Origin of the sequence: Pseudomonas sp., from assembly GCF_049590575.1 — a bacterium.
Taxonomy (GTDB): Bacteria; Pseudomonadota; Gammaproteobacteria; order Pseudomonadales; family Pseudomonadaceae; genus Aquipseudomonas.
Genome location: NZ_JBAWDE010000238.1, coordinates 1 through 24,719, shown reverse-complemented (window position 1 = coordinate 24,719; position 24,719 = coordinate 1). Strand labels below are relative to the sequence as shown.

The window sequence follows — 24,719 nt, the reverse complement described above, 5'->3', positions numbered from 1 at the left end:
ATCTTACCCGGCCTTGTAAAGCCGTCACCGTAATAACCTACAAAGCAAACCCAGAAATTCCTTACAGATATCGTAAGAAAAAAACTACAAGCTGCGACCCCATTGCATCAGCGGTCTGATTAATGACGAACCCCCACCCATAGGTGCTCGCGCTTTCTACACCGATCAACATTCCGTAACTCATCGATTCACTGCTACCCGGGGATTGCTGATAAAGCATCCTAGCCCCTCATCAACACGAGCCATCCCGCCGTGACCAAAGACCTATCACCCCATGCTTGGCGCCGAATAGGCAAACTGACGCCGCCGATAACACTCCAGACGTCGACCCCTCGTCATGCGTTGGTGGCCTCACTGCACACCCGACCACAAGGACCTTTGGTGTTGATCGTGGCTCCGCCCGGGTACGGTAAAACCACGCTATTGATGCAATGGCGGCAAGCGTTGCGCACGCCCACGGGCGCGGTGGCCTGGCTGTCTCTGGACGAGGCCGACGCCGAGCCCAATCGTTTTCTGGCCTACCTGATCCTGGCGCTTGACCATGCGGGGCTGAACCTCGGTCATTTGACCGGACTGGCGGAATCTCAGTCGCTGGACACTCAGCCGCAATACACGATCACCGCCCTGCTACGCGCGCTGGCTCAGGAAAATCGCCGCGTCAGTCTTTTCCTGGATGACTATCACACGGCGGCAAATGATCAACTCGACCACATTGTGCAAGACCTGCTTGAGCAAGCCGCGCCTTGGTTACAGTGGGTCGTGGCCAGTCGGACGCGTCCCGGCTGGCCGCTGGCGACCTGGAAAGCGAAGGGCTGGGTGCATGAAGTGTCGGCACGGGACCTGAGCCTCACCGAGGCCGAGACCGGCAGCATACTAGGCCCAGGCATCGCCGCTACAGAACTGCAATACCTGCATGACACCACAGAAGGTTGGGCTGTCGCCGTGCAACTGGCAAGGCTTTGGCGCGCCAGCGGAGACGGTTCGCTGTACGGCTTGAACGCGTTCTCCGGGCGTGCCACCGATATTGCCGAGTACCTGACAGAGCAAGTCTTCGAACGACTGCCTCAGACGTGCCAATCCTTCCTTCTTGAAACCGCATTGCTGGAACGCTTCAACGCAGAATTCGCCGATGCAGTACGTGCACGTAGCGACAGCGCGCAGTTATTGGTGCAACTCAAACACCTGGACGCACTGCTCGTTCCGCTTGATGCCGGGCGTCAGTGGTTTCGCTACCACAGGCTGCTGCGGGCCTTTCTGAGCCAGCGGATCGACGTCCATGACGCTCAACGTATACATCGCGCCGCGGCCTTATGGTTGGCTCAGGAAAAAGATTGGGTTAACGCCGTAGAGCATGCTTTGCAAGCGCGCGATACAACGCTGGCCGTGAGCCTGGTGGTACGCGCCGGAGGTTGGGAGTTGGTGCTTCGCCATGGCATCCGTTACACACAGAGCCTGCTGCTGCAGTTTGATGAACAGACACGACGCAGTGACCCTGACCTGTTGATGTTACAGGCGTATCTTCAGGCCAAACTCGGCGACCACGCGCTGAGCACTCAGTTGCTGCAGCTTGCGCGAAGTACTATCCATGAAGACCCTCGTTTAATCAGGGACCTTCACGTTATTCAAACCCTCGCAAACGCCTACGTCGATCATTTCGAACCTCACAACTCAAGCACCTATCCCCCTCACGCGGATGAAGTACTCACTCAAGCCACGCTGGAATGTGTGGATGCACTGGGCGCAATGATTCGCGGCGAGCTGACGTCGGCCTTGCACAGCATTCGCTCGGCACACATCAAGATGCGCCTGGTGGATAGCCCGCGCGGCGAAAACTACTGCCGTATTCACGAGGCCCAGGCACTGGCATTGGCGGGTCATATCGATGCATCACACCGCTTGGTCGATGAGGCGCTGAGCATTGCAGATACACAGTTTGGTCGCGAGAGTTCACTCAGGGCACTGGTCGGTTGCCTCAAGGCACAACACGGGTACTGGCAGGGCGCCTGGACCGAAGCGACTGCTTGGCTGCGGGACGGCTGGGCGTCGCTTGAGCAGGTGGATGGCTGGGTGGATATCATCGCCGCCACGGCTGACGTCACGTGGCGCATGGCACTACGCGACCAGGGCCAGCAACCGGCCCTGCGTGAATTGGAACGGGTAGCCAGGCTTGCGACGGAGCGTAATTGGCCGCGGTTGAGTCGGCTGGTAAACGCGTGGCGGGTCGATCTGCGGGTGCAGTGTGGCGCCCTCGTGCAAGCCCGTGATGAAGCGGCGCTCACCGACCTTGAAGGGGTTGCGGACCATCATGCTGACTGGCGCAACCACGAGGCGGCGACCCTGGCACTCGCCAGGCTGCAGTTGGCCAGCGGCGCTTCAAACGCCGCACTGACCCGCCTGCAACGCGAGGGTAAAGTGCTGCAAGATAAAGGCTTGTGGTTGCCTGCCAAGCGTCTGCAACTACTGGCGCTGGCGGCCCATGGCAAAGATCGCCACACGCTGAAACCCGCCGACCTGATTGCGGTTTTCCAGCATGCCCCACCCGGTCTGCTGCTGGAGGCGGGTCCGTGCCTGCTGCCCGCGCTCGAGGCCTGCGCAGAGACATTTGCCGGCCAAGCCGCAGTGCTGACACGCCTGCGCGGCTGGCGAGCACACCCGGTCCGGGCCAGGGAACCCTTCAGCGCCAAGGAAACGCAAATTCTCACCCTGCTTGCCAGCGGCCAGCCCAATAAGGGAATCGCACAGGCACTGGATATATCCGAGAACACCGTAAAGTTCCACCTCAAGCACGTGTACACCAAGCTGGCGGTAGACAACCGCACTGCCGCCATCGGCGCCGCGCTGCGCCTAGGCGTCATCGACCCGCAGTTTTGACCCACCCGCCTACCCATCCGGGTAGGCGAACCGACGGTAGCGCCTCAACCTACCCTCAGCGCCCCTGGAAAGCCTTCACCACTGACGCCTAGCATTCCTCCTGCCAGCGGGAAGTGTTAGCGGCACAGCTCGCAACTCCCAAAAAGAACAATCACATCAGGAGATACCCTGTGGGTATGGACGGCAAAACTGTACGCGTCGCGACGGATGTCGGTGGGACGTTCACCGATCTGGTTTATTTCGAAAGCAACCCGGCCACCGGCCAACAGACTATCCGTACGGCCAAGGTCGACACAACGCCACCAAACTTCGCACGGGGTGTGCTCAATGTGATTCACAAAGCCGGCATTGCGCTGGACACGGTGGACTTTCTCGCCCACGGCACCACCGTGGTCATCAACGCCCTGACCGAGCGTCGGGGGGTGAAAACCGCGCTGATCACCACCCAGGGTTTTCGCGACATCCTGGAAATTGCCCGGGCCAATCGCCCGGACTACTTCAACCTGAAATGGGCCAAACCCGCGCCCTTCGTAGCGCGCTACCTCAGGCGTGAAATCAGCGGCCGCCTGCATACCGATGGCAGCGAACGTGAGCCGCTGGACCTCTGCGGCCTGCCCGCAATTATCGACGCCTTTCGCACCGATGGGGTCCAGGCGATTGCCATTTGCTTGCTGCACGCCTATGCCAATCCAGCTCACGAACAGGCGGTGCTGGTTGAGGTGAAACGGCTGTGGCCCGAGGTTTCGGTGGTCGCCTCGCACCAGATCACACGCGAATGGCGCGAGTACGAACGCTCCAGCACCACGGTGCTTTCGGCCTATGTCCAGCCGATCGCCGCCCGCTACCTGGATGACTTGGAAGCCGGCTTGAGAAAAGGCGGCTACACGGCGCCGCTGTACATCATGCAATCCAACTGCGGAATCGACAGCGTGAGCCATACCCGCGACATCCCCATCACCATGGTCGAGTCAGGTCCCGCCAGTGGCTTCTGGGCTGCCGCGGAACTTGGGCGGCTGCTTGATGAGCCGAACCTGCTCGCCCTGGACATCGGCGGCACCACCGCCAAATGCTCGTTGGTGCGCAACGGCCAAGTGTCAATCAAGACTGATTACTGGATCGAACGCAACCGGCTGAATGCCGGTTATCCGATCATGGTACCGGTGGTGGACCTCGTGGAAATCGGCAATGGCGGCGGCTCCATCGCCTGGGTCGACGAGTTCGATAAATTACATGTAGGCCCACAGTCCGCGGGGGCCCTGCCCGGCCCGGCAGCCTACGGCAACGGCGGCACTCAAGTCACCACCACAGATGCCAACCTGGCACTGGGGCGGATCAACCCGGACTATTTTTGCGGCGGCGAATTGGTTGCTGACATGGCCGCCGTACAGGGCGCCTTCGCCGAGTTGAGCCGCCGTTTGAAGCTGTCCACCGCGGAAATTGCGCGCGGGATCGTGCGGATCGCCAACGACAACATGATCAACGCATTGAAACTGGTGTCGTTAAGCCGTGGCCACGATCCTCGTGACTTGACGCTCGTCGCCTTCGGCGGCGGCGGTGCGATGCATGCCGTTGCGCTGGCACAGGAACTGGGCGTTAAAAAGGTCATCGTGCCACGCGGAGCATCGGTGTTTTCCGCCTGGGGCATGACCATGTCGGACCTGCGCCGTGATCTGTTTATCAATCGCTTTGTCGAAACCGAACGCCAAGGCGCGCTGCTGCTTGCAGAGGACTTTTTGAAAGAGTTGATGTGCCAGGCAAGCGCCCAGTTCATCGGTGAATCGATTGCCCCGGAACAGGTTGAGCTACAGGTGCATTGCAAGCTGCGCTACCAGAACCAGGAACATGCCGTGGAAGTCGCACTAGGCAAGGATGAGTCACTGTCCGACGACTGGGATGCCATCGCCCAACGCTTTCACACGTTCTACGAGCGCCAATACACCTACCGCTTGCAAGCGCCGTTGGAAATCATCGGGTTTCACCTGGTGGCTGTCGCGCAAATCGGCAAGTTGAGCCTGCAAGCGCTACCCGTCACAGGCCGCCGGCTTGAGGATGCGCGCAAAGGCCAGCGTCTGGTGGACTTCGCCCTGGAAGGGATTCACGACAGCGTGATCTACGACTACGCCAAGTTGGAGCCACTGATGCGCTTCAGTGGTCCGGCGATTATCGAGGACGCCGGTTCCACCGTTGTGGTTCATCCCGGGAATCAGGTCCTCGTTGATCGGCTCGGTAACCTGCATATCAGCCTTGGCGCATGAAGGAAGAACACCATGAGCAAACTTGACGTGTTTACCTTGGACATCATCCAGAACTCGCTGCAAGCCATCGCCGACGAAATGTTCGCGGCCATGCGCAAGGCCGCCATGAGTCCGGTCATCTACGAAGTCCTGGACATGGGTACCGGCATCACCGACGCCGAGGGTGAAATTGCCAGTTCTGGAGCCGGTATCCCGGCTTTTGTCGGCGTGCTCGATAAAGCGGTTAAACAGATTTTGCTCCAACACCCGGCCCCTGGCGATATCGAGGACGGTGATGTGTTCATCACCAACGACCCCCATAGCGGCGGCGTCACCCACCTCAATGATGTGGTCTTGGCCATGCCGGTGTTTACCGAGGGCCGCCTGGTGGCCTGGACCGCCAATATCGCGCATTGGAACGATGTCAGCGGCATGGTGCCGGGGTCACTGTCGACGCAGGCGACCGACATTTTCCAGGAAGGCCTGCGACTGGCCTCGGTCAAACTGATCAGCCGGGGGACGCCGATCCGCTCGGTGTTGCAGATTTTGCGTTACAACACGCGGATGCCGGACTTCATGGAGGGTGACTTGTGGGCAGGGGTCGCCGCCGTGCGTGGTGGCGCGCTGCGTCTTCAAGCGCTCAGTGCAAAATATGGCACTGAAGTGTTCCTTACCGCCATGCAAACGTTTATGGACCTGGGCGAAAAAATCTCTCTACGTGCGCTATGCGATTTGCCCGCCGACAAACTGCACCATGAGGAACTGCAGGATGATGGCAACGTATTCAGGGTAACGATCCAGATTACCGAGCACGAATTGATCATTGACCTGCGGGATAACCCCGACCAATGCGCCGGGCCCACCAACCTGAGCCGTGATGGTGCGGTGGTTGCGGCACAAATGGCCTTCAAGGCATTGACTGCACCGCAGGCTATCACCAACGGCGGCACCTTCCGGCCATTGCAAGTCTTGACGCGTCACGCCTCGCTATTCGATGCACAACCACCCGCCGCCGAAGGGTTCTATTTCGAGAACCTGATCCGTGTCCACGACCTGATCCTGCGCTGCCTGGCCCAGCGTTTTCCTGAGCGTCTGCCCGCCGGCAATTTTGCTTCGGTGTGCGCCACCATCATTGGCGGCCGGCACCCTGATACCGGGCGGATATTCACCTTGGTAGAACCGGAGATTGGCGGCTGGGGTGCTCAAGCCGGTCGCGACGGCAACAATGCCGTCTACTCAGGCCTGCATGGTGAAACCTTTAACTGCCCTGTCGAGGTGTGTGAAGCGCGTTATGGCTTGTATGTCGAACGCGTGTCCCTCAATGACGAGCCAGGGGGGCATGGTCAGTTTCGCGGTGGCCGAGGTATTTGCATCGACTACCGCATCCGCTCCGATGAGAACTTTCTGACCTGTGGTTACACGCGTGCGGTTGTACCGCCCTGGGGCCTGGCGCAAGGACTGGACGGCACGCCTAATTATGTCGAGGTCATCCGCCAAGATGGCACGCAGGAACGCTATGCAATGGCCAGCAACATCAGCCTCGACGCTGGCGATCTGGTACGGGTACGCACCGGTGCGGGTGGTGGCTACGGCCCGCCTGCTGAACGCCGTCGGGAGGCTGTGCTGGAGGACCTGAAAAACGGCTATGTCGATGCTCAAAGTGCACTCGAAATTTATCGCGTCAGGGTCTGATCACGGATCCCGGAAATAGGCTGAAGCAGTCCTGATCAACACTGCTTCATCACGCTCCGACTGCCCCCCAAAACAACAAGAAGAGAGAGCCTTCATGAAACGGCACCACTCTGCGCGCTTAAGCGCATGGCTTTTACTCGCGCTGATTTTGACATCAAGCCCACTCATCCAAGCCGAACAGTTTATTGGTTTTGGCCAGCCGGGGCTGCCAGGCAAGTGGGCCCTTGAATCATTCCCAGTGCTTAACCGAACCGCCGAAGGCAACGTACGCGCCGGCGGCAATACGGTGTTGGCATACTTTTCAGAAACCGGCTTCACCGAGACTCAACGTGACCAATTGCAGTTCTGGGTGGGTGCGATTCCTGGGTACGCCAGCACCAATGGCGTGCGCGATACCAGCCCTTGGGGTATTGCCGCACCCAACCTTGGTTTTGCCTATTACTACAACGTGGTCGAACCCACGACCGACTTCGGCGCTGCGGACTTTACGACTTTTTGGACCAACCCGACGCTGATGCTCGAATTCCCCAATGGCAATGACGATATGGCCGGCTATGGCGCATTCGCCAATCGCTATGCGGTGAGCTTCAGTGTCGCCAACTACCTGCGCATCGGGCGCTTTGCCGTGACCTTTACCCCGGCCGGCATCCATTACGCCGCCCGCAACCGCAACGCTACTGACTTCGGCACCGGTGACCCGACCCGTTTACGCGCAGGCGTCAGCGTGTGGCTGGCCGATGTAGCTGCCGGCTACCTGGTAACCGAGGACCTGTGGCTGGGCGCCCATCACGTGTACCACATCAACAACACCTCCGCGTCGGACTTCGCTGAATCACGGGTTGGAAAGATCGGACCCTCCATGACCTACACAGGCTTTGCCGAACAAGGTCTGTACCTGTCTGCCAATGTGAACTTTGACTATTACCGCAGCGCCAATCTGCCGCGCTCCAATGAGCTGACCATGGCGCTGGTGAAGTTTTTCTAACCCCAAACACTCTTCGAGGAATCGCGTATGCACACCACTGCGCCGGCTACCCAACCGCAGGACGTACCGGTTTCGGTACGCTGGCTGAACCCCATCGTCGTCGCGCCTTGCCAGGCAAGCCTGCAAGTGGTCGAGCATCTGGCCAATCGCTTTTCGATCATCGTCGGACGCAACAAATGGATGGAACAAATGCATGGAAGCGTTTCGGATGGTCCCCCAGCCGGGTGGGTAGTTGCGAGCCACCACCTGAAACCGAGATCAAGGCTTTTGGCGTGTTTCAGGGGCCGGTGCCCATTGGTAATCGGGTCAAGGCGTAACCCTCACCCACCAGGATAAGCTGCCATGAATATCACCGAGACTTCGACACAGCCACCGGCCACCCTGCAGGTGGGCGATGTGTTCAGGGATGTTCCCTTGACCCGCGAGCATCTGAAATGCTGCCTCGCACTGTTCTTCGTGTTCGCGATCGAGGCCTGGGAGATGATGATCATTGTCTACACCGCGCCTTTGATCGCCAATGAGTTTTCCCTGGATGCCTTCGCCGTCGGCCATCTGATTGGCGCCATGTTCATCGGCATGTTGCTGGGCTCGCTGGCGTGGGGCAAAGTCGCCGAGCGCATCGGCCGCAAGCGCGCGATCATCTGGAGTCTCGGCTCGTACGGGGTGATATCCCTGGCCAGCGCCTTCGCGCCCGACTACGCCACGCTCTATGGGCTGCGCCTGCTCTCCGGCATTGCGGCCGTAGGCATGATGGTGGTGACCTTTGCTCACTTCCAGGAACTGCTGCCGGTTCGGCACCGCGGCGCGTTGACGGTGTATCTGGCTTCCGGATGGCCGGTCGGCATGCTGTTGGCACTGGGGGCGACGGTCTGGTTACTGCCGCAAGGTTGGCGCGCGATTATCGTGGTGAGTTCGCTCGGCGGCCTATGGGCGCTGGTCGTGGCGCGCTGGGTGCCCGAGTCGCCTTACTGGCTGGCGGCCAGAGGCAAACAGCAGGAGGCCAGATCGGTGATAAAAACACTCAGCCGTGGTTCGGTACTGTTGACCGCGGAATGTGAGTTACAAGTCGACCGCAGCACCCAAGGCAGGCAGCGTGACCTGTTCAGCCCGGCCTTGCTCAAAGTCAGCCTGCTCCAGATCATCGTCAACTTCACCTTCTCGTGGGGCTACTGGGGGTTGCAGACCTGGCTGCCGACCTTGCTCCAGCAGCGCGGGCTGAGCCTGCCGCAAAGTTATGGATTCATCGCCCTGTCGGCGCTCTGCATGATCCCCGGTTACGTGGCTGCGTCCTACCTGACGCAACGTTTCGGACGTAAAAAAATCATCATCAGCTTTATCAGCTGTTCAGTGGTAGCCGGCTACGCTTTTGCCAATGCACAAAGCCTGCAGATGCTCTACATAAGCAACTTCGCCCTGGCGTTTTTCAGCCTTGGAGCCTGGGGTGTATGGGCCGCCTGGATCGGCGAACTGTACCCTACTCCCCTGCGCACCCTGGGTTACGGCTGGGCCATCTTCGCCCAACGTGTGGCCAACGTACTTGCCCCTTCGCTGATCGGCGCACTGATTGCCCACGGCGCATCGTTCAACCTGACCACCACTGTCATCAACGGCTTCCTGTTGGTCACCGTACTTCTTGCGGCCTGCATACCCGAAACCGAGGGTGAAGCACTACGTTGAGCGGCCATGCGCTGTTGCTGATTCCGACAATGCGAGCAGCGTTGGGCTGATATTCACCACCCCACCCGTTGGATTGAATACGCGTTGGGGCATGGATGCTCTGCGTACTGACAACGCATCCTCCCAGGAAAAAACACCGCGCACTGCGGGGTATCCCACCGTTGAAACGGACTTCACCATGAGCATAAAACCTTCGGCACACGGGCTGGTATTTCCCATGCAGCGTGGCCCTTTTCAGAATAACGGCGCCTCGCCGTGGTACGCGACGTTGACCCTTGGCACGCCCGGCCAGCGGCTCAAGCTATCGATTGACTCCGGCACCAACATTACCTGGGTCACGTCCACGCTGTGCGCGCCGGATCAATGCGACCATTTTGGCGGCGGCCGGTTCGATTACCAGGCATCCAGTACCTTTGAGTTCACTGACTGCCTGCAACGCCCCTACAGCTTCGGCCCCTGGGGCACCATGCAGGTCGAAAGCGCGTCGGAGGTACTGACAACACCTTCGGGAGCCAGGCTCTCGATAAAGCTACTTCTCGCGGCCGCTTACAGCGGTGATCAGTTCAAACAGCTGGATTGGGACGGCGGTATCGGCCTGCCCTGCAGCAGCGCCTACGCAGAAGGTCGAAGCTCATTTCTGTTCCAGGAGCTACTGCGTAACGGCCAACTCGACCCGAATTTTCCCTACGTAGCGTTCGACTGGGATACCAAAGACCGCAGCGGCACCTGCCAAATGGGGGCTATTGACGCGTCCAGGATTCACGCCCCTCACCTATTTCTTCCATGGTCTGTGTATAGCCAATTACCGGGCGTGGAATACCTCTGGGCCACTGACCTTAAAGCCTATTCAGTGGGTGGTGAAACACTGGCCACCGACGTCAAGTTTGCCTTGGACTCCGGATCGTCGCGGTTCAAGGGCGACGATAAAATCATGGCGCAAACCCTGGCTCGTATCGCACGTGGCGGGCACCCCGAGGTCGTATTGGACTTTACCGATGGCCAAATCACGCTGGGGGCAGACCTGTACAACGTACTGATCGAAGAAGGCCCACAAAAAGGCCAGACACTCCCGCAGTTCGCGCCACTGGGGCTGCACGACCTGGTGCTGACGGGTTCATTGGTGATGGAGCATTGCTACACCGTCCATGAATATCAGGTGGTGCGATGTGGCAGTGAGGTCTATTCGCTGGCGCCGGTGGGAATATGGTTGTTCAACCGGCCAGAGGGGCCGCAAATCATTACGCGCAGCTCGTCACGTCGCTTCAACGCCGGCCAACGCCCGCCGACCCCGACAAAGGTCATCCTGAACGCCTCAACGGCCAAAGGTCCGGGCACCCCGTCGCCGTCAGTGGCGGGCACCTGGGAAAATGCCTACGGCTCGGTCATGAAGCTCACGGTAACCGGTGGACGGGTGTCCGGCACCTACCGATCTTCCACAGGCTCGACAGGCCTCTACGAGGTAACGGGCTATCAGTTAAACACTGTTGCACCTCCAGCTCTGAACCAGCCCGTGGCGCTGGCCATCGAATGGCATTCCATTGCCAGTGACCCAGCAGATCCTAGCTGGAATTGGTGCTCGGGACTCAGCGGTCAACTAGGGAGTACCGATAAGGGCGACACCCTTACCCTTTCTCACCTGCTGGTGGCGACCAGTGACTTCCCTGGACTTGCAGATCGGGGAACCTATATCGATAAGCTGGTTTATCGAAGAGTTGATACAACGCAACCGCACGACCAGCACCCTGTGTCTGCCATACCCTTGCCGCTCGACAACTTGCTGACTGGCACATGGGTAGCGCCAGATCGCACAACACTTGAATTAAGCGTTCACACATCCAGCCTGCGCAGGTTCGGATACGTGCGCGGGCGCCTATCCTTGGCTTCTGAACTGACTAAGGTTGAAGTGTCAGGTTTCACAGACATCAATGCCGTGGCGAGTAAATTGTCACTACAATCTGTGGCCCTGACTGCCGCGAAAACGTCGCAGGCCTTATCACTGTGTGGCTCTTTGGAACTTGACAGCGAAACGCTGAGACTGGTTGTGCTGACCAGTTCGCAGACTACGCCGGCACACGCCTATCTGGCGACAGGCATAGTGACTATCAGTTTCAAACGTCAGAGATAGTCAGGCGCCCCCTGATAAAAAGCGTTACACCCCGGCCCCGTTGGGGCCGTGCCTAAAAATCGAATCCATCGATGTTGACCATCCATATAATCCATACATGCAGGATGTGAAAATATCGTCAAATACGGCCTCATTTCAAAGACATAACGAATTGGAGCTGTTTTGCATCCCTACTTGCGTGAGTTAAAACCGGCCGCCTGCTCCTTGTTGTTGAGAGTGGGTTTTGTGTTGTTTTCCCTGGGCATGATCTGGCTGGACATCGCCGTGTTCCGCACGCAAATCCTGGAAATATCCTTCACCGAGATCAGCCAGGAAGTGATGCTGTTGGTCATTGCGCTGCTGTTCTGGACCGCGCCCGTAACCGGCGGTCGCTCCGGGTTCAAGGCCTTGGCCGGCGGCTTTTTCGCCTGCCTGTTGATGCGTGAGCTGGACGGTTTGTTTGACCCCATCAGCCACAGCGCCTGGTGCATCCCCTTCCTGGCGATCGCGGCCGTGTGCGTGGCAATCGCCCTCAACAAGACTGACCGCCGCGCCACTTGGGCGGACCTTGCGGCGTTCGCCCAGTCGCGGTTTTTCGGGGCGTTTGCCACCGGTTTTGGCGTGTTGCTGTTTTCGCGCGTGTTCGGCATGGGCAGCCTGTGGCACTCGGTGTTGGGCGAAGGCTATCAGCGTCTGGCCAAGACCACTGTGGAAGAAGGCGTCGAGTTGTTGGCCTATTCGATGTGGCTGGCGGCGACGATTGAGTATCGTCTGAGTGCACGCACCGCCCCCGTACTCAAGTCGCAGCACCTGAACAGCAACGCGCTTACATGACAGTGTCGGCCCACCCCAGCCGGTTATGCGCTTGCGCCAAGTCCGCTTGTAGACGGCATTTTGTCCAGTCGCGCAACGGTTACTCAGCGGGCGACTGAGCGCTTGGCGCTGGGTGCTTCAGCGCAAGCTTGGGGTCCGGTACTTCCAGCCAGCCCTTTTTCAAATATTCCTTAGCTACGATGTTGCGGATCAAAAAACAGTAGATGATCGGCAATGCTGCCGGTATAACCGCCCAGGGCGGGCCTGCGACGATGCCCAATCCTATCGCGACAGCCCATATCAGCAGGTGCTGCCAGAGGCCGGCGAAAAGAAGGTAGATCGGACCGAGGAAAAATACCGCCAACACTTGAAATGCGTCGACCTCTTCAATCTGGTCACTGTCTGGGCTTTTGAAGTAGCGGGCCATTTCACTGTCCTTGTGGGAATTAACCCGGCGAATTTAACACCCCATCGCACATGCCAAAAGCCCGGCATCCTGTCGACCTGAATCAAACCCTTCATTGCATAGGCTGCTAAGCTGTTTGCATCACGGAGAATCAGCCATGCCAAACTCAGACCTACTGCCGTCCCTGCTCTCAAAGCTCTATGAAAACCAGTTGGCCCTTGAAGCGTCTGTCATGGAGCTTTCCAACTGGGTCGAGCAACGCGGGTCCGCCGAGGTAGCGGAGAACATTCGCAGCGCGTTGCACACCATCGACGACAACGAGGAGTTTATCAAACTGACCCTGGCGGTACTGATGTCGCCGGAGTAATCCCGCCGGCTGCTTTCCTGTATGGCTGCTGTTGCTGGTGCAGGGCATTCGGTCAGCCGGATTGAACGATCATTGGCCCACCCTCCTCCAAACAACATCAACGCGGATACGTCCGCGTTCCACTGAGGAAGGTCAGCCAATGTCTTACGATTATCAGGGTATCGCCAGTGTCATCACCGCCTCGCGCCACATGGGCACGGAGTCGGATGAGCGCCTTAACGAGTCGGTGAACATTCAGCTCACCAGCAGCGGCAAGCCAACCATCGCACGCTTGAGTTTCGACAAGCCGCTGCAGTGGCCCGGCCACCCCAACTTCGTCGCCGTCAACCTGCCGGATGGCACTTCGGTGGGTGGCGTGATCGTTGAGATAGAACGCGCCACCGATGGCCCTGGCTGGGTGACCTTCACCGTGGACGATTGAAAGCGCGCAGCTTTAATCAGTTGTCCGGGTGTTCGCTGGCCACCGAATCGGCGGCGTCCACATCCGACATGTCTTCTTCAAGCGGTGCATCGTCATCCGCCGGCAGCGGGATTTGACCTTCACCGCGCTTCGGGTCCAAGCCGGTTTCGTTGTCGGTTTCGCGCGTTACAGCCTGTTGGGAGCGATTGCCGGGTGCATTTTCGTCAATGTGCATGCTATGTCTCCAGTCTGACGCGAGGAATGCCCGCGCATAATCATGAGAGACGGCAGCAGTTGGAGAGTGCCAGGCACTGGACGAACGGCAAGTATTGCGCGGTTGCCACTGATCTACGATTAACGCCTACGGCCCATCTATCGGAGAACCACCATGAACCCGCACACCACCGCACTGGTCCTGATTGAATTCCAGAACGACTTCACCACCCAGGGTGGCGTGTTCCACGAAGCCGTCAAAGACGTCATGCACAACACCGATATGCTTGCCAACGCCGCGACCACGGTGCAACAGGCGCGCGAGCTGGGGGTGAAGATCATTCATTTGCCGATCCGTTTCGCCGAGGGCTACCCCGAGCTGACCACACGCGACTATGGGATCCTCAAGGGGGTCGCCGACGGCCATGCCTTCATCGCCGGCACCTGGGGCGCCGAGATCAGTGAAGCGCTGTCCCAGGAAGCCGGCGATATCGTCATCGAAGGCAAGCGCGGCCTGGATGGCTTTGCCACCACCGGCCTGGACCTGGTGCTGCGCAACAACGGCATCCACACCCTGGTGGTGGCGGGTTTCCTGACCAACTGCTGTGTCGAAGGTACGGTGCGGTCTGGGTATGAGAAGGGCTACAACGTGGTCACCTTGACCGATTGCACCGCGACCTTCACTGACGAACAACAACAGGCCGCCGAAAACTTCACCTTGCCGATGTTTTCCCAGACGCTGAAACACACCCAGTTCCTGGGTGCGCTGGCGGCCAAGTGAAAAACGCCTTTACCCTGATCAAGGCGTCTTGGCCGCTTGGGGGATAAGGAAGGCGCTCTGCCCCGTCTCGACATCACGAATATCGTAGCCCCAGCGATCCATCAACATCTGGCCGTCCAGCCCATAGGTGCGGCCACCGACCAGGTTAACCGTGGTCTCAAGGGGCGCCGTGCTGGCTTCACCGAAGTACCATTTGACGCGAATCTTGTGGATGCCGGCGCCCAGCCGGTATTCGCTCTGGCGGCTTAGCCAGAACAGCGTCGTATCGTCATCGATCTGGGTAATCGTCAGATGTTTATTGAGCTGCTGGATGGTCACGACTTGCGCGACGGGCTGGCCCTCTGCGCTCTTGTGTTCGTAATGGATGCAACCGGTCAGCCCCAGGGCGGACAGCATCAGCGCAACGGAGCGCAAAACAACGGCGTGGCGTGTGGGGTGCATGGTTTCATTCCCTTGAAAAAGGCGGTGATCCTAGTTGCATTCATGCCCCGCATCAACCGGCGCTGCACGCACGCCGGACTTTCAGACCCGTCTTAAATCCACCCACACCCGTCATCGCTAAGCTGGGCCCTCAGCCACTCGCACATGGAACGCGCCCGGCACCCAACTGACAGGTACCCTCCAATGATCGACAAACACCTGCGGATCCTTATCGCGGATCCACTGCACGCGCATGTCATGCAGATTGAAAAGATGCTCAACCGCATGGGCTACTACTGCATTGCCACGGCGTCCAGCGCCTCGGAAGCCCGGCGGTTGAGCCGTGCAGGCATCAAACCCTTCGATGTGTTGCTGGCCGCCGATCATGTGGTGCGCAAGCCCGGCGCCCAGGGCGCATGGTTTGAAAGCTACGGGATTGAAAACGCCTTCATCTACAGCCGCCCTACCGACGCGCAAGCCGTACACCTCGCCCACGAGGGCGAGCGTTACTGGCGCTGTGGATTACCCGAATACCTGGTGCTGGAGTGGTTTATGGCGCGCTCCAAGCGCAGCCCGCGAATGGCGGTTGATGAACACCGCTATTGGCAGACGATTTGAGACGTCGCGACGAGGTCAATGGGGTGAGCGGGCTTATCGAATCGTCGCACCGCCCGCTCACCCCACAAAGCTTACAGGGCACACTAAGCGCACCCTCCGCCGTCAGATCGGCGCACTGCCGATCACGCGCAACGCCAGGCCCTCATACGCATCCAGCGTGATGGTGAACTCGCCCTCCGCCGTCAGATCGCCTTCCACCCGCTCATTGATGATGTCCACCACCATCCCCGCCGCAATATCGGGCAGGTTCAGGGTTTCCGTGATCGGCGTGTTGCTGAAGTTCAGCGCGGTGATTTGCGTACCTTTGCCGGCCGGCAGTTCGTGGACCATGATCAGCAACCCGGGGTGCTGCACATCCGGCACCTGGATCTGGCGGCTGGCGGCGATGTCGTAGGCACGGCGTACCGCGAGGATTTTCTGCAGCTGCGAGGCGAATGATTCGGGGTCCTGCAGCTGGCTGTTCAGGCTGCCGTAGAGGCTTTTCGAGCGCGGCATGTGTCCGGCGGACAGCTCGGCGTCGGGGTTCAGGTCGACCAGGTCATAGGCGCCGCGGTGAATCCAGCGCGTGTCGCCATCGCGCATCAAGTGCTCAACCTCTTCGGCGGCCAGCGGCAACGCCCCCACCAGGTCCCAACCCGACAACGCAAACACGCCCGGCTGCATGGCGTTGTACATCACCAGCAGCAAATGAATCTGGCGAATCTGCTGAATATCCGCCGCGGTGATCGCATCAAGGTCACGAATCCCCAGCGCCGCCGTGATGATGCTCGCCGTGGTGCACGACACGCCATTGGTCACGAACTTGAGGTTGTACGGCGCGTGCTCGCCGGCCAGGCGCTCGTACATCTGCTCGCGGATGTGCTCGCGCAGGATATTGCCGGGGAAAGTCTGGCCCTGGTACAGGAAGGTGTCATGCGCGTGCAAGGTCCAGAAGTGCACCAGTTCCAGGGTCAGCTCATCGTGGTTCTGCAAGGCGTGGATCAGCGAGCCTGGGTCGATGCCCTGGCGGTGCATTTCGCGCAGCATCAGGCGCAGGAATTCAGCATCGCCCATCAGCAGCGCGTGTTGATACGCGGGGCGCGTGATGAAGTCATAGGACAGGTCGGCGCCACCGTGGGACATTGACGCAATGTCGTCGACGGTGAGGTTCAACTCCTGGAAGCTGAACCCGCCCGCCTTGCGAATCGCCCCGCCGAGCAACTGGTTGCCGGTGATCGACAGGGGATGGCTCTCCGACCACGCAGTGCCATCGAGCTTGCGTTCCACACCGAGAAAACCATTGGCATCCAGGCGCAGGATTTTTGCGCCCATCACGTCGATGGCGTGCAACGCGTCGCCGATGATCATCTGCTGCGCGGCGAACGTCGGGTCCAGCCAGTTCAGCGATGGCTGGCCTTCCTTGAAGTAATGCAGGTACACCCAGCGCCGTGGCTTGCCATCCACGCCCAGCACCACCGGGGTTGCGCTCCAGTCGGTTTCCTTGACCCCAGGCTCGAAGAAGATCACCCGCTGCAACTGGCCGACGATGTAGTGCTTGTCGCGCAGGGCGTCCACCTCCGGCGGCGTGAGGTTCTGCGCATCGCGGCCCTCGGGCACCTCGGGCAGCAATGACCAGTCTTCCTCGCGGATTTCCACCATGTGATACAGGCCGGGATAGTCCTCGTAGGCCATCTCGGCCAGGCGAAAGTCCGCACCCTTGCCGGTGTGCGAAGGGATCACGTCGTCGATGATCACCGCGTTGTGCGCCGCCGCCATGCGCGTCAACGCCTGCAACTGCGCCTCGGTGCCCAGTTGCGGGTCGATTTCGAAGCTGATGCGGTCAAAATTGCCGTCGATGGTCGGCGTATGGGTGGTCCCGGTCAGGCCCCCGGATTTTTTCAGCGGGCCGTTGTGAATGCCCTGGATGCCGATCTTCGACAGCGCATGCCACAGGGCTTCGTCGCCCAGGGCCTCGAGCACCGTGCCGCCCTCGCGGGTCACGATCGACGCCGGGTAGGCGGTAAACCACACCGACGACAAGGCCGAAGCATCGCGGGGCCGGGTCTGCGCGTAAGGCTGCTGCCACAACCGGCCTTGCCCCGAATAGAGCTTGGCGCGCTGGCGTGCCGCGTGCAGCATCGATTGTTCCACCAGCCAGTTCACATGGTTGTTTTCAGCCGCCGTCATAAGCTCAGTACCTGTCGTCGTGAAAGAGTCCGACGCGGTGGAATCAAATGTCGAAAACACCGGGTCTAGTCATATGAGGCGTAGAGGTGCTATTCGTTGCATCGAATACCGGCTTGCGTCGTTCGAAATATTCAGCCTCCTCCGGGCTGGCGTTCTGTTGAACAATCTCACTGATTTGTTCCGAATAGGGCAGGAAGTCGGATGACACAAGCATGCCCCAGCGGGTTTGCGGGATTGCGACCAACGTTTCAATCGCTGCCAGGGTGGTTCCCGAGAAAAGAGTCATCAGCGTTTTATCCGAGATCGCCGACTCTCGAAGCAGATACGCCTGCAAGTCGGGATGACGGTCGGGATGAAGTGTCCAGAGCGTTTCAGCCAAGCGGCTTGCATGCCGCTCAATGAACCTGTTCAAACTCACTTTCTTAGGCTCCTCGGGTTTTACCAAATCAGCCAGAAGGGCTTTACGTCCTTGGATAGCCAGGAAGTAGGCCCAGGTCGCACCGGCCTTCTCACTGACTCTGTCGGCATCCAGCAGCCGCGTCCAGATTGCAACAGGCGCATTCTTGAGCTCACCCCAAGGGCAATCGGTTCGTTCGAGTAATGCGTTGACCCACTCAGGTTCACTACCGATTGCGGCAAGTAACGCGTTCAATGATTCTGCGCACTCATCCAGCATCCCCGGCTGTTCCAACAACACCTTAACCAACGCCGTCGGATCCTTCGCCAGCAACTTATCCGTACCGTCCAATTGCAACGCCAATAACCGACGAAAGGTAACAGGCGCTTCAGGGACGGGGTTTGTTTCAAACAATGAACACATCAGCGCCAACATACCCAGACGCGGCTCGATAAAGCCCAACCTCAGCAACTGCTTGAGGTCTTCTGCTTGGGTTGTATCGCTGAGGTTATGAAACTGCACGGGCTTTTCCTGCAGCCACTTCCATGCGCCTTCGCCTTTTGCAAGCAGCGGGAGTAGCTGAGTGACATCCGACAGTCCTTCGACACTGTGCGCAACGCCATAGTCGCAGTCCTCAAGCTCGGCGACCTGCTCGTAGGTCAGGCTACTGAAAATTGCGCAGAGCAACGCCTGCCGGGGGCCGCTTTGAGCAAAAGCTCTAGACGATATCACCAGCTTCTCCAATAGCATCGGATCTGAGTGGTAGATAGCCTGAATCAAGATGGGTGCCTGCTGGCTCGGTAGAATTGAATCGACCGTCTCGGCAAAGCGCTCCATGAACGCGGGCGCGGCGTTGAGGATCGTGGCCAGCTTCCCGGCATGGGGCCCCTCCTCTTCGGCAGTGTGTTGACTGCAAAGATACTCGACCAACCCAGAGATAAAGCCGCGGCCTTCTTCCAGGGCTTCATGCTCAAGTTTGGCAAGTACGCGCGCCGGGTCGTTGACGATGACCATAACCGGCGGGGATTCGCCGCGACGCAGGGCCAGGATCAGGTTCTTGTCATCCTGCGTGAGTGCCCCTTCATAGAAAAAGCTCAGGTAATCGTTGTAATCAGTGTCGAAGACGCCAGCCTGCATCAGGTCAACCACGGCTTCGAGCCCCACGAGTTTCACGGCCAGCACCTCACCGTACTTTTGCTTTGCGGCAACTCTAAAGGGCATTCGCTTGACGAGCAGGCTCTGACTCTTGAGTAATTCGATTTCTTGTTCGAGCGGCATTTGCCTCTTGTTGAACCGGGGAAGATGCGCTTCTTCCGCTTGGCGTTCAAGCCAACTTGCCTGATTAGCTCGCCACTCGCCAAACCCGATAAGTACCGAATAGATCGGCCCTCGTCGCTTGATCAGATCGGCAAACGCTTCAGGGTACAAATTGCGCACGACTACCATTGCAAACAGCTTGCTCGGCTCCAGCTGTACGCCACGACCGCCCAACAGGCTGGAGAAGATGTCGAACTCATTGACGATATTCTTGATCAGCCTCATGTCATCGATGTAGTTGCATACGGTCTCGATCAACCCAGGATGAAGGCGCCGGCTCACCGCTTCAAAGCGTTGTGTCTTCAACAAGTCCGTCATTTTTTCCCACGAGTTCTCCGAGTTGACGACGGGTATCACGGGAATGATGAGGTCAAAGAACTTGGTTTTTTCACCCACGGAAAACAGCTCATCACGTATGGCATAGATGAAATGGACGGGACGCTTGATCTGCGGAGCCTGCCGGATCGTGAAATTGATCTCGCGCAAGCGAAAAAACACATCCTGAATACCAAACCTGTCGAGGTCCTCAATCACCACGACATCGATATCGCTGCGTTCGAAACAGTAGATAATTTCGTCGACGTGCTTGTGCAATACGGACCCATGGTGAGTCGCTTCCAGTTTTCCGCCCTTGAGCGTCAGTCCATCAATGCTGAAGAGCGAGACGAACTTCAACAGGCTATGAAGAATGTACAAGCTCGAGCCCCCTACAAAAATCAGAGCACACCAATCGGGCAGGCGCATCAGTCCGGGGAAAAGCCAGGCAGGATCGATTTTGGGGAGCATGTTGACGGAGGGTAGATACATGCGCAAAACGCTGACAATCAACAGCGCGAAGAACACTGTATGCCACGTAATGCTGGATTTTGAGGCTTGCACGATACGTTTCAAGCGGGTTTTTGGCAGCTGCTTTGCCGGCACCGCGTACAACAGTTGCTGGACTATTGTCTCCTCAATGCGCGACATCAGATGGGTGCCTGCCTCGCCCTCTATCGGACTGTCCTTGCTGAAGGTCGCCAGTGAAACGAGTACGTGCTTGTACTCCGGGTGGCGATCAAAAAAAGTTCTGATCACACTGCTCTTGCCTGCGCCGTAACCGCCTGTGAGCGCAACATTGCGGACCTGCTCGTTTCCCAACGCGTTCAGCAACACGTCTTCATAGCGATCCGCTTGCTTGCCCTCAAGCAAGGCGGGCGTCAGGGGTTCCAAAGCCCCCTCACTCTTGGGCGTAGCTTTAGCAGCTCTCCACACCTTATGAAAGGCTTTCCAACTATGTTGAAACCTACTCACTAGTCCCTGAGTCACTGAATCGTCCTGCCTTCCAATCAACGGTGTCGTGCGAATGCGCGAGCAATGATAGCTTATCGCTACCACCCAAGTCCCAACGAAAAAGCGCCCCGCACAGTAAACCCGTTATGAATCGCGTCCCCCCGTCGCCTGCCGATATTGCCTCGGCGTAAACCCGGTCGACGCCTTGAACTGGCGGGTAAACGCGCTGTGGTCGGTGTAGCCGCACTGCAGCGCCACCTCGGTAATCGGCAGGTCGGTATGCAATAAGCGATGGGCATGCTCCAGGCGGACTTTCTGGATCATCTGCCGCGGCGTGAGGTGGAACACGCGCTTGCAGTAACGCTCCAGCTGGGCGACTGAAATACCGGCAATGCGCGTCAGCTCACCAAGGCTGACGCGGCGGTTGAAGTGCGCGCGGATGTGCTCGTCCACGGCGGCCAGGCGCTGGTAGGCCGGGTGCGTTTCGCTGGCGGTTTGCAGGTCGACGGAGATGCCGGCCAACCCGATGATGCCGTCCAGGTGGTTGTACAACGGCCACTTGTGGGTCAGGCACCAGCCGGGTTCGCGGGTGCCGTACAGGTGCAGTTCGAGCTGGTCTTCAAGCACAAACCCCTCTTCGAGGACGCGCCGGTCCTGCTCGGTGTAGCCCGGCCCCAGTTGCGCGGGGAACACTTCGGCGCTGGTCTTGCCCAGCAGCGGTTGCAGGTGCTTGAGGCCGCAGCGTTGCACCAGGGTGCGGTTGGCCAGCACGTAACGCGCGTCCAGGTCCTTGATGAAGATCGCGGCATTCGGGATCACATCGAACATCGGCAGCAACTGCGCCACACCGGCCAACAGGTGCTCGATGCTGTGCGGGCGATGGGCCTCGTTCCCTTGGCAAAGGGTCGCAAACGCGCGTTGCAGCATGAGTATTTCCCCGCACTTTTAACCTCGACGTCGAGCAGATTGCCGCATGCCCAGGACGCTGTCGAGCGTGGCGAATTGTGCTGAATTCGTCATCCAGAGCTGCGCAAAACATCAATCGGCGCCCTGGCGATGGGTTCACGATAGCGCCACTGCATGCCTATCCAATAACTCACAAGAAGGCGCCGCCATGTCTGCTCAAGGCAAATTCAAGAAGCAACTTTCACTGATGGACCTGACCTTTATCGGCCTGGGCGCCATCTTCGGCTCGGGCTGGTTGTTTGCGGCCAGCCATGTGTCGGCGATTGCCGGCCCGGCGGGGATTATCTCGTGGCTGATCGGCGGTTTCGCCGTGCTGCTGCTGGGCATCGTCTACTGCGAACTCGGCGCCGCCCTGCCCCGCGCCGGTGGCGTAGTGCGTTACCCGGTGTACTCCCACGGCCCGCTGCTGGGTTACCTGATGGGGTTTATCACGCTGATCGCGTTTTCCAGCCTGGTGGCCATCGAAGTGGTCGCCTCGCGCCAATACGCCGCGGCGTGGTTTCCCGAGCTGACCAAGGTCGGCTCCAGCGACCCGACCACCCTCGGCTGGCTGGTGCAATTCGCCCTGCTGTGCGTGTTTTTCGTGCTCAATTACCGCAGCGTGAAAACCTTCGCCATCGCCAATAACCTGGTGAGCGTGTTCAAGTTTATCGTGCCGTTGCTGGTGATCGGCGTGCTGTTCACCTTTTTCAAACCGGCGAACTTTCAAGTGCAGGGTTTTGCGCCGTTCGGGCTGTCGGGGATTGAGATGGCAGTGTCGGCCGGCGGGGTGATTTTTGCCTACCTGGGCCTGACGCCGATCATCTCGGTAGCCAGTGAAGTGAAAAACCCGCAACGCACGATTCCGATTGCGCTGATCCTCTCGGTGCTGCTCTCGACCGCGATCTATGTGCTGCTGCAAACCGCCTTCCTCGGTGGCGTGCCGACCGAAATGCTCGCCAATGGCTGGGCCGGGATCAGCAAGGAACTGGCGCTGCCTTATCGCGATATCGCCTTGGCGTTGGGTGTGGGCTGGCTGGCCTACCTGGTGGTGGCCGACGCGGTGATTTCCCCCAGCGGCTGCGGCAACATCTACATGAACGCCACGCCCCGTGTGGTGTACGGCTGGGCGCAGACCGGCACGTTCTTCAAGATTTTCACGCGCATTGATGAGAAATCCGGCATCCCGCGCCCGGCGCTGTGGCTGACCTTTGGCCTGTCGGTGTTCTGGACCCTGCCGTTCCCGTCCTGGGAAGCGCTGATCAATGTGGTGTCCGCCGCGCTGATCCTCAGCTACGCCGTGGCCCCGGTGACCGTCGCCGCGCTGCGCCGCAATGCACCGGACATGGCCCGCCCGTTTCGCGTCAAGGGCATGGCGGTGCTGGGCCCGCTGTCGTTCATCATCGCCGCGCTGATCGTCTACTGGTCGGGCTGGAGCACCGTGTCCTGGCTGCTTGGCCTGCAAATCCTGATGTTCGTGGTGTACCTGCTGTGCGCGCGCTGGGTGCCGACCGCGCACCTGAGCCTCAAGCAGCAAGTGCGCTCGTCAGCCTGGCTGATCGGCTTTTACGCGGTGACTATCCTGCTCTCCAAGCTCGGCAGCTTTGGCGGCATCGGGGTCATCAGCCACCCGTTCGACACCGTGGTGGTCGCGGTCTGCGCCCTCGGCATTTACTACTGGGGCGCCGCCACCGGTGTGCCGGCGCAGCTGGTGCGCCTGGAACACGAAGCCGATGAAAGCGAGGCGGTTGACGAGCCTCACCGCCATGCCCCATTCACCCCGGCGACTCACTAAATCGGAGCGTTTTATGAAGCGACTGCATGTGATCGACTCCCACACCGGTGGCGAGCCTACACGCCTGGTGATGAGCGGCTTTCCTGCGCTCGTCGGCAGCACGATTGCCGAGCAATTGGCGTACCTGCGCAGCGCGCATGATCAATGGCGCCGCGCCTGCATTCTGGAACCGCGTGGCAATGATGTGCTGGTCGGCGCGCTGTACTGCGCGCCGGTCACGCCGGGTGCCATCTGCGGGGTGATCTTCTTCAACAACGCCGGTTACCTGGGCATGTGCGGCCACGGCACGATTGGCCTGGTCGCGTCGCTGCATCACCTGGGGCGCATTCAACCGGGCGTGCACACCATCGACACGCCCGTGGGGCCGGTGGCGGCCACCTTGCACGACGACGGCGCGGTGACATTGCGCAACGTGCCCGCCTACCGCCATCGCCAACGGGTGCCCGTGGACGTGCCTGGTCATGGCGTGGTCTATGGCGATATCGCCTGGGGCGGCAATTGGTTTTTCCTGGTCGCCGAGCATGGCCACACGTTGCAGATGAGCAACGTCGACGCGCTCACCGACTATACCTGGGCCATGCTCAAGGCCCTGCAGGACCAGGGCATCCATGGCGCCGACGGCGCGCTGATCGACCACATCGAACTGTTCGCCGACGACAGCCACGCCGACAGCCGCAACTTCGTGATGTGCCCCGGCAAAGCCTACGACCGCTCGCCCTGCGGCACCGGTACCAGCGCCAAGCTGGCGTGTCTGGCCGCCGATGGAAAGCTTGCCGAAGGCGAAACCTGGACCCAGGCCAGCATCACCGGCAGCCAATTCGAAGGCCGCTATGAATGGGACGGCGAACGCGTACGCCCCTTCATCACCGGCCGCGCCCACATGACCGCCGACAGCGTGTTGCTGATCGACGAGCAGGACCCCTTCGCCTGGGGCATCTGAGCCCTGGCCTTATTTAACTGAACGCTGCAGGAGCTAGAACATGAGCGACAACATCTTTACCGGTTGCATCCCCGCCCTGATGACCCCGTGCACCGCCGCGCGCAAACCGGACTTCGACGCCTTGGTCGCCAAAGGCCGCGAGCTGATCGATATCGGCATGAGCGCCGTGGTGTATTGCGGTTCCATGGGTGACTGGCCGCTGCTGAGCGAAGCCGAGCGCCAGGAAGGCGTAGCGCGCCTGGTGGCAGCGGGCGTGCCGACCATCGTCGGCACCGGCGCGGTGAACAGCCGGGAAGCGGTGGCCCATGC

Annotated in this window: 20 protein-coding genes; 14 read left to right on the top strand and 6 right to left on the bottom strand. The window is 59.6% G+C overall.

Annotated features, from left to right (window positions below; all coding sequences use genetic code 11):
* The first annotated feature begins 381 nt into the window (after positions 1–381).
* From WBR57_RS16355 to WBR57_RS16325, 7 genes are all read left to right on the top strand, one after another.
* Positions 382–2,871, top strand: a complete 2,490-nt coding sequence (locus WBR57_RS16355; protein ID WP_424084717.1) for a LuxR C-terminal-related transcriptional regulator — start codon at positions 382–384, stop codon at positions 2,869–2,871.
* Positions 2,872–3,047: 176 nt separating this feature from the next.
* Entirely contained in the window at positions 3,048–5,126 is a 2,079-nt protein-coding gene (locus WBR57_RS16350) for a hydantoinase/oxoprolinase family protein (RefSeq protein ID WP_424084716.1), read from the top strand.
* Positions 5,127–5,138: 12 nt separating this feature from the next.
* Positions 5,139–6,797, top strand: a complete 1,659-nt coding sequence (locus tag WBR57_RS16345; RefSeq protein WP_424084715.1) for a hydantoinase B/oxoprolinase family protein — start codon at positions 5,139–5,141, stop codon at positions 6,795–6,797.
* 238 nt (positions 6,798–7,035) lie between these two features.
* Complete coding sequence (locus WBR57_RS16340) at positions 7,036–7,782, top strand: hypothetical protein (protein WP_424084714.1); 747 nt, start codon at positions 7,036–7,038, stop codon at positions 7,780–7,782.
* A 342-nt stretch (positions 7,783–8,124) separates the two neighbouring features.
* Complete coding sequence (locus WBR57_RS16335; protein WP_424084713.1) at positions 8,125–9,459, top strand: MFS transporter; 1,335 nt, start codon at positions 8,125–8,127, stop codon at positions 9,457–9,459.
* A gap of 91 nt (positions 9,460–9,550) precedes the next feature.
* Positions 9,551–11,584, top strand: a complete 2,034-nt coding sequence (locus WBR57_RS16330) for an avidin/streptavidin family protein (protein ID WP_424084712.1) — start codon at positions 9,551–9,553, stop codon at positions 11,582–11,584.
* A 225-nt stretch (positions 11,585–11,809) separates the two neighbouring features.
* Complete coding sequence (locus WBR57_RS16325) at positions 11,810–12,397, top strand: hypothetical protein (RefSeq protein ID WP_424084711.1); 588 nt, start codon at positions 11,810–11,812, stop codon at positions 12,395–12,397.
* Positions 12,398–12,476: 79 nt separating this feature from the next.
* On the opposite strand, the gene WBR57_RS16320 is transcribed toward WBR57_RS16325, so the two are convergent.
* On the bottom strand, positions 12,477–12,803 hold the full coding sequence (locus tag WBR57_RS16320; protein ID WP_424084710.1) for a hypothetical protein: 327 nt from the start codon (positions 12,801–12,803) through the stop codon (positions 12,477–12,479).
* 136 nt (positions 12,804–12,939) lie between these two features.
* Between WBR57_RS16320 and WBR57_RS16315 the strand changes: the two genes are divergently transcribed.
* Positions 12,940–13,149: a hypothetical protein gene (locus tag WBR57_RS16315; RefSeq protein ID WP_424084709.1), complete on the top strand. Its 210-nt coding sequence runs from the start codon at positions 12,940–12,942 to the stop codon at positions 13,147–13,149.
* A 139-nt stretch (positions 13,150–13,288) separates the two neighbouring features.
* Positions 13,289–13,570, top strand: a complete 282-nt coding sequence (locus WBR57_RS16310; RefSeq protein ID WP_424084708.1) for a hypothetical protein — start codon at positions 13,289–13,291, stop codon at positions 13,568–13,570.
* Positions 13,571–13,586: 16 nt separating this feature from the next.
* Here the strand turns inward: WBR57_RS16310 and WBR57_RS16305 are convergent, their stop codons facing one another.
* Positions 13,587–13,784: a hypothetical protein gene (locus tag WBR57_RS16305; RefSeq protein ID WP_424084707.1), complete on the bottom strand. Its 198-nt coding sequence runs from the start codon at positions 13,782–13,784 to the stop codon at positions 13,587–13,589.
* Positions 13,785–13,937: 153 nt separating this feature from the next.
* Here WBR57_RS16305 and WBR57_RS16300 point away from each other — a divergent pair, with 153 nt between their 5' ends.
* Complete coding sequence (locus WBR57_RS16300; RefSeq protein WP_424084706.1) at positions 13,938–14,543, top strand: cysteine hydrolase family protein; 606 nt, start codon at positions 13,938–13,940, stop codon at positions 14,541–14,543.
* 18 nt (positions 14,544–14,561) lie between these two features.
* On the opposite strand, the gene WBR57_RS16295 is transcribed toward WBR57_RS16300, so the two are convergent.
* Complete coding sequence (locus WBR57_RS16295; protein WP_424084705.1) at positions 14,562–14,984, bottom strand: hypothetical protein; 423 nt, start codon at positions 14,982–14,984, stop codon at positions 14,562–14,564.
* Positions 14,985–15,167: 183 nt separating this feature from the next.
* Between WBR57_RS16295 and WBR57_RS16290 the strand changes: the two genes are divergently transcribed.
* The gene (locus WBR57_RS16290) at positions 15,168–15,581 is read left to right on the top strand and encodes a hypothetical protein (RefSeq protein WP_424084704.1); all 414 of its coding nucleotides are present in this window, start codon (positions 15,168–15,170) and stop codon (positions 15,579–15,581) included.
* Between the two features lie 102 nt (positions 15,582–15,683).
* Here WBR57_RS16290 and treS read toward each other — a convergent pair whose 3' ends face one another.
* The 3 genes from treS to WBR57_RS16275 all read right to left on the bottom strand — a co-directional run bounded on the left by treS (position 15,684) and on the right by WBR57_RS16275 (position 21,657).
* The gene (gene treS, locus WBR57_RS16285) at positions 15,684–17,747 is read right to left on the bottom strand and encodes a maltose alpha-D-glucosyltransferase (RefSeq protein ID WP_424084703.1); all 2,064 of its coding nucleotides are present in this window, start codon (positions 17,745–17,747) and stop codon (positions 15,684–15,686) included.
* Between the two features lie 43 nt (positions 17,748–17,790).
* Positions 17,791–20,670: a hypothetical protein gene (locus WBR57_RS16280; RefSeq protein WP_424084702.1), complete on the bottom strand. Its 2,880-nt coding sequence runs from the start codon at positions 20,668–20,670 to the stop codon at positions 17,791–17,793.
* 204 nt (positions 20,671–20,874) lie between these two features.
* Positions 20,875–21,657 carry a helix-turn-helix domain-containing protein gene (locus tag WBR57_RS16275; RefSeq protein ID WP_424084701.1) on the bottom strand — a complete coding sequence of 261 codons (783 nt, stop codon included), beginning with the start codon at positions 21,655–21,657 and terminating at the stop codon, positions 20,875–20,877.
* Between the two features lie 187 nt (positions 21,658–21,844).
* Here WBR57_RS16275 and WBR57_RS16270 point away from each other — a divergent pair, with 187 nt between their 5' ends.
* The 3 genes from WBR57_RS16270 to WBR57_RS16260 form a co-directional block, all read left to right on the top strand.
* Positions 21,845–23,470, top strand: coding sequence for an APC family permease (locus WBR57_RS16270; protein WP_424084700.1), 1,626 nt, complete (start codon positions 21,845–21,847; stop codon positions 23,468–23,470).
* Between the two features lie 13 nt (positions 23,471–23,483).
* Positions 23,484–24,410, top strand: coding sequence for a 4-hydroxyproline epimerase (locus WBR57_RS16265; RefSeq protein ID WP_424084699.1), 927 nt, complete (start codon positions 23,484–23,486; stop codon positions 24,408–24,410).
* Positions 24,411–24,450: 40 nt separating this feature from the next.
* Positions 24,451–24,719, top strand: a 269-nt coding sequence (locus tag WBR57_RS16260; protein ID WP_424084698.1) for a dihydrodipicolinate synthase family protein, incomplete at its 3' end; no start/stop codon positions are given.

Bases quoted from the DNA above. Each gene is read 5' to 3' on its own strand.
- WBR57_RS16350 (WP_424084716.1), top strand. From the start codon at position 3,048: ATGGACGGCAAAACTGTACGCGTCGCGACGGATGTCGGTGGGACGTTC.
- WBR57_RS16345 (WP_424084715.1), top strand. From the start codon at position 5,139: ATGAGCAAACTTGACGTGTTTACCTTGGACATCATCCAGAACTCGCTG.
- WBR57_RS16295 (WP_424084705.1), bottom strand. From the start codon at position 14,984: ATGCACCCCACACGCCACGCCGTTGTTTTGCGCTCCGTTGCGCTGATG.
- WBR57_RS16320 (WP_424084710.1), bottom strand. From the start codon at position 12,803: ATGGCCCGCTACTTCAAAAGCCCAGACAGTGACCAGATTGAAGAGGTC.
- WBR57_RS16300 (WP_424084706.1), top strand. From the start codon at position 13,938: ATGAACCCGCACACCACCGCACTGGTCCTGATTGAATTCCAGAACGAC.
- WBR57_RS16330 (WP_424084712.1), top strand. From the start codon at position 9,551: ATGGATGCTCTGCGTACTGACAACGCATCCTCCCAGGAAAAAACACCG.
- WBR57_RS16270 (WP_424084700.1), top strand. From the start codon at position 21,845: ATGTCTGCTCAAGGCAAATTCAAGAAGCAACTTTCACTGATGGACCTG.
- WBR57_RS16305 (WP_424084707.1), bottom strand. From the start codon at position 13,784: ATGCACATTGACGAAAATGCACCCGGCAATCGCTCCCAACAGGCTGTA.
- WBR57_RS16315 (WP_424084709.1), top strand. From the start codon at position 12,940: ATGCCAAACTCAGACCTACTGCCGTCCCTGCTCTCAAAGCTCTATGAA.
- WBR57_RS16275 (WP_424084701.1), bottom strand. From the start codon at position 21,657: ATGCTGCAACGCGCGTTTGCGACCCTTTGCCAAGGGAACGAGGCCCAT.
- WBR57_RS16265 (WP_424084699.1), top strand. From the start codon at position 23,484: ATGAAGCGACTGCATGTGATCGACTCCCACACCGGTGGCGAGCCTACA.
- WBR57_RS16335 (WP_424084713.1), top strand. From the start codon at position 8,125: ATGAATATCACCGAGACTTCGACACAGCCACCGGCCACCCTGCAGGTG.
- treS (WP_424084703.1), bottom strand. From the start codon at position 17,747: ATGACGGCGGCTGAAAACAACCATGTGAACTGGCTGGTGGAACAATCG.
- WBR57_RS16310 (WP_424084708.1), top strand. From the start codon at position 13,289: ATGTCTTACGATTATCAGGGTATCGCCAGTGTCATCACCGCCTCGCGC.
- WBR57_RS16290 (WP_424084704.1), top strand. From the start codon at position 15,168: ATGATCGACAAACACCTGCGGATCCTTATCGCGGATCCACTGCACGCG.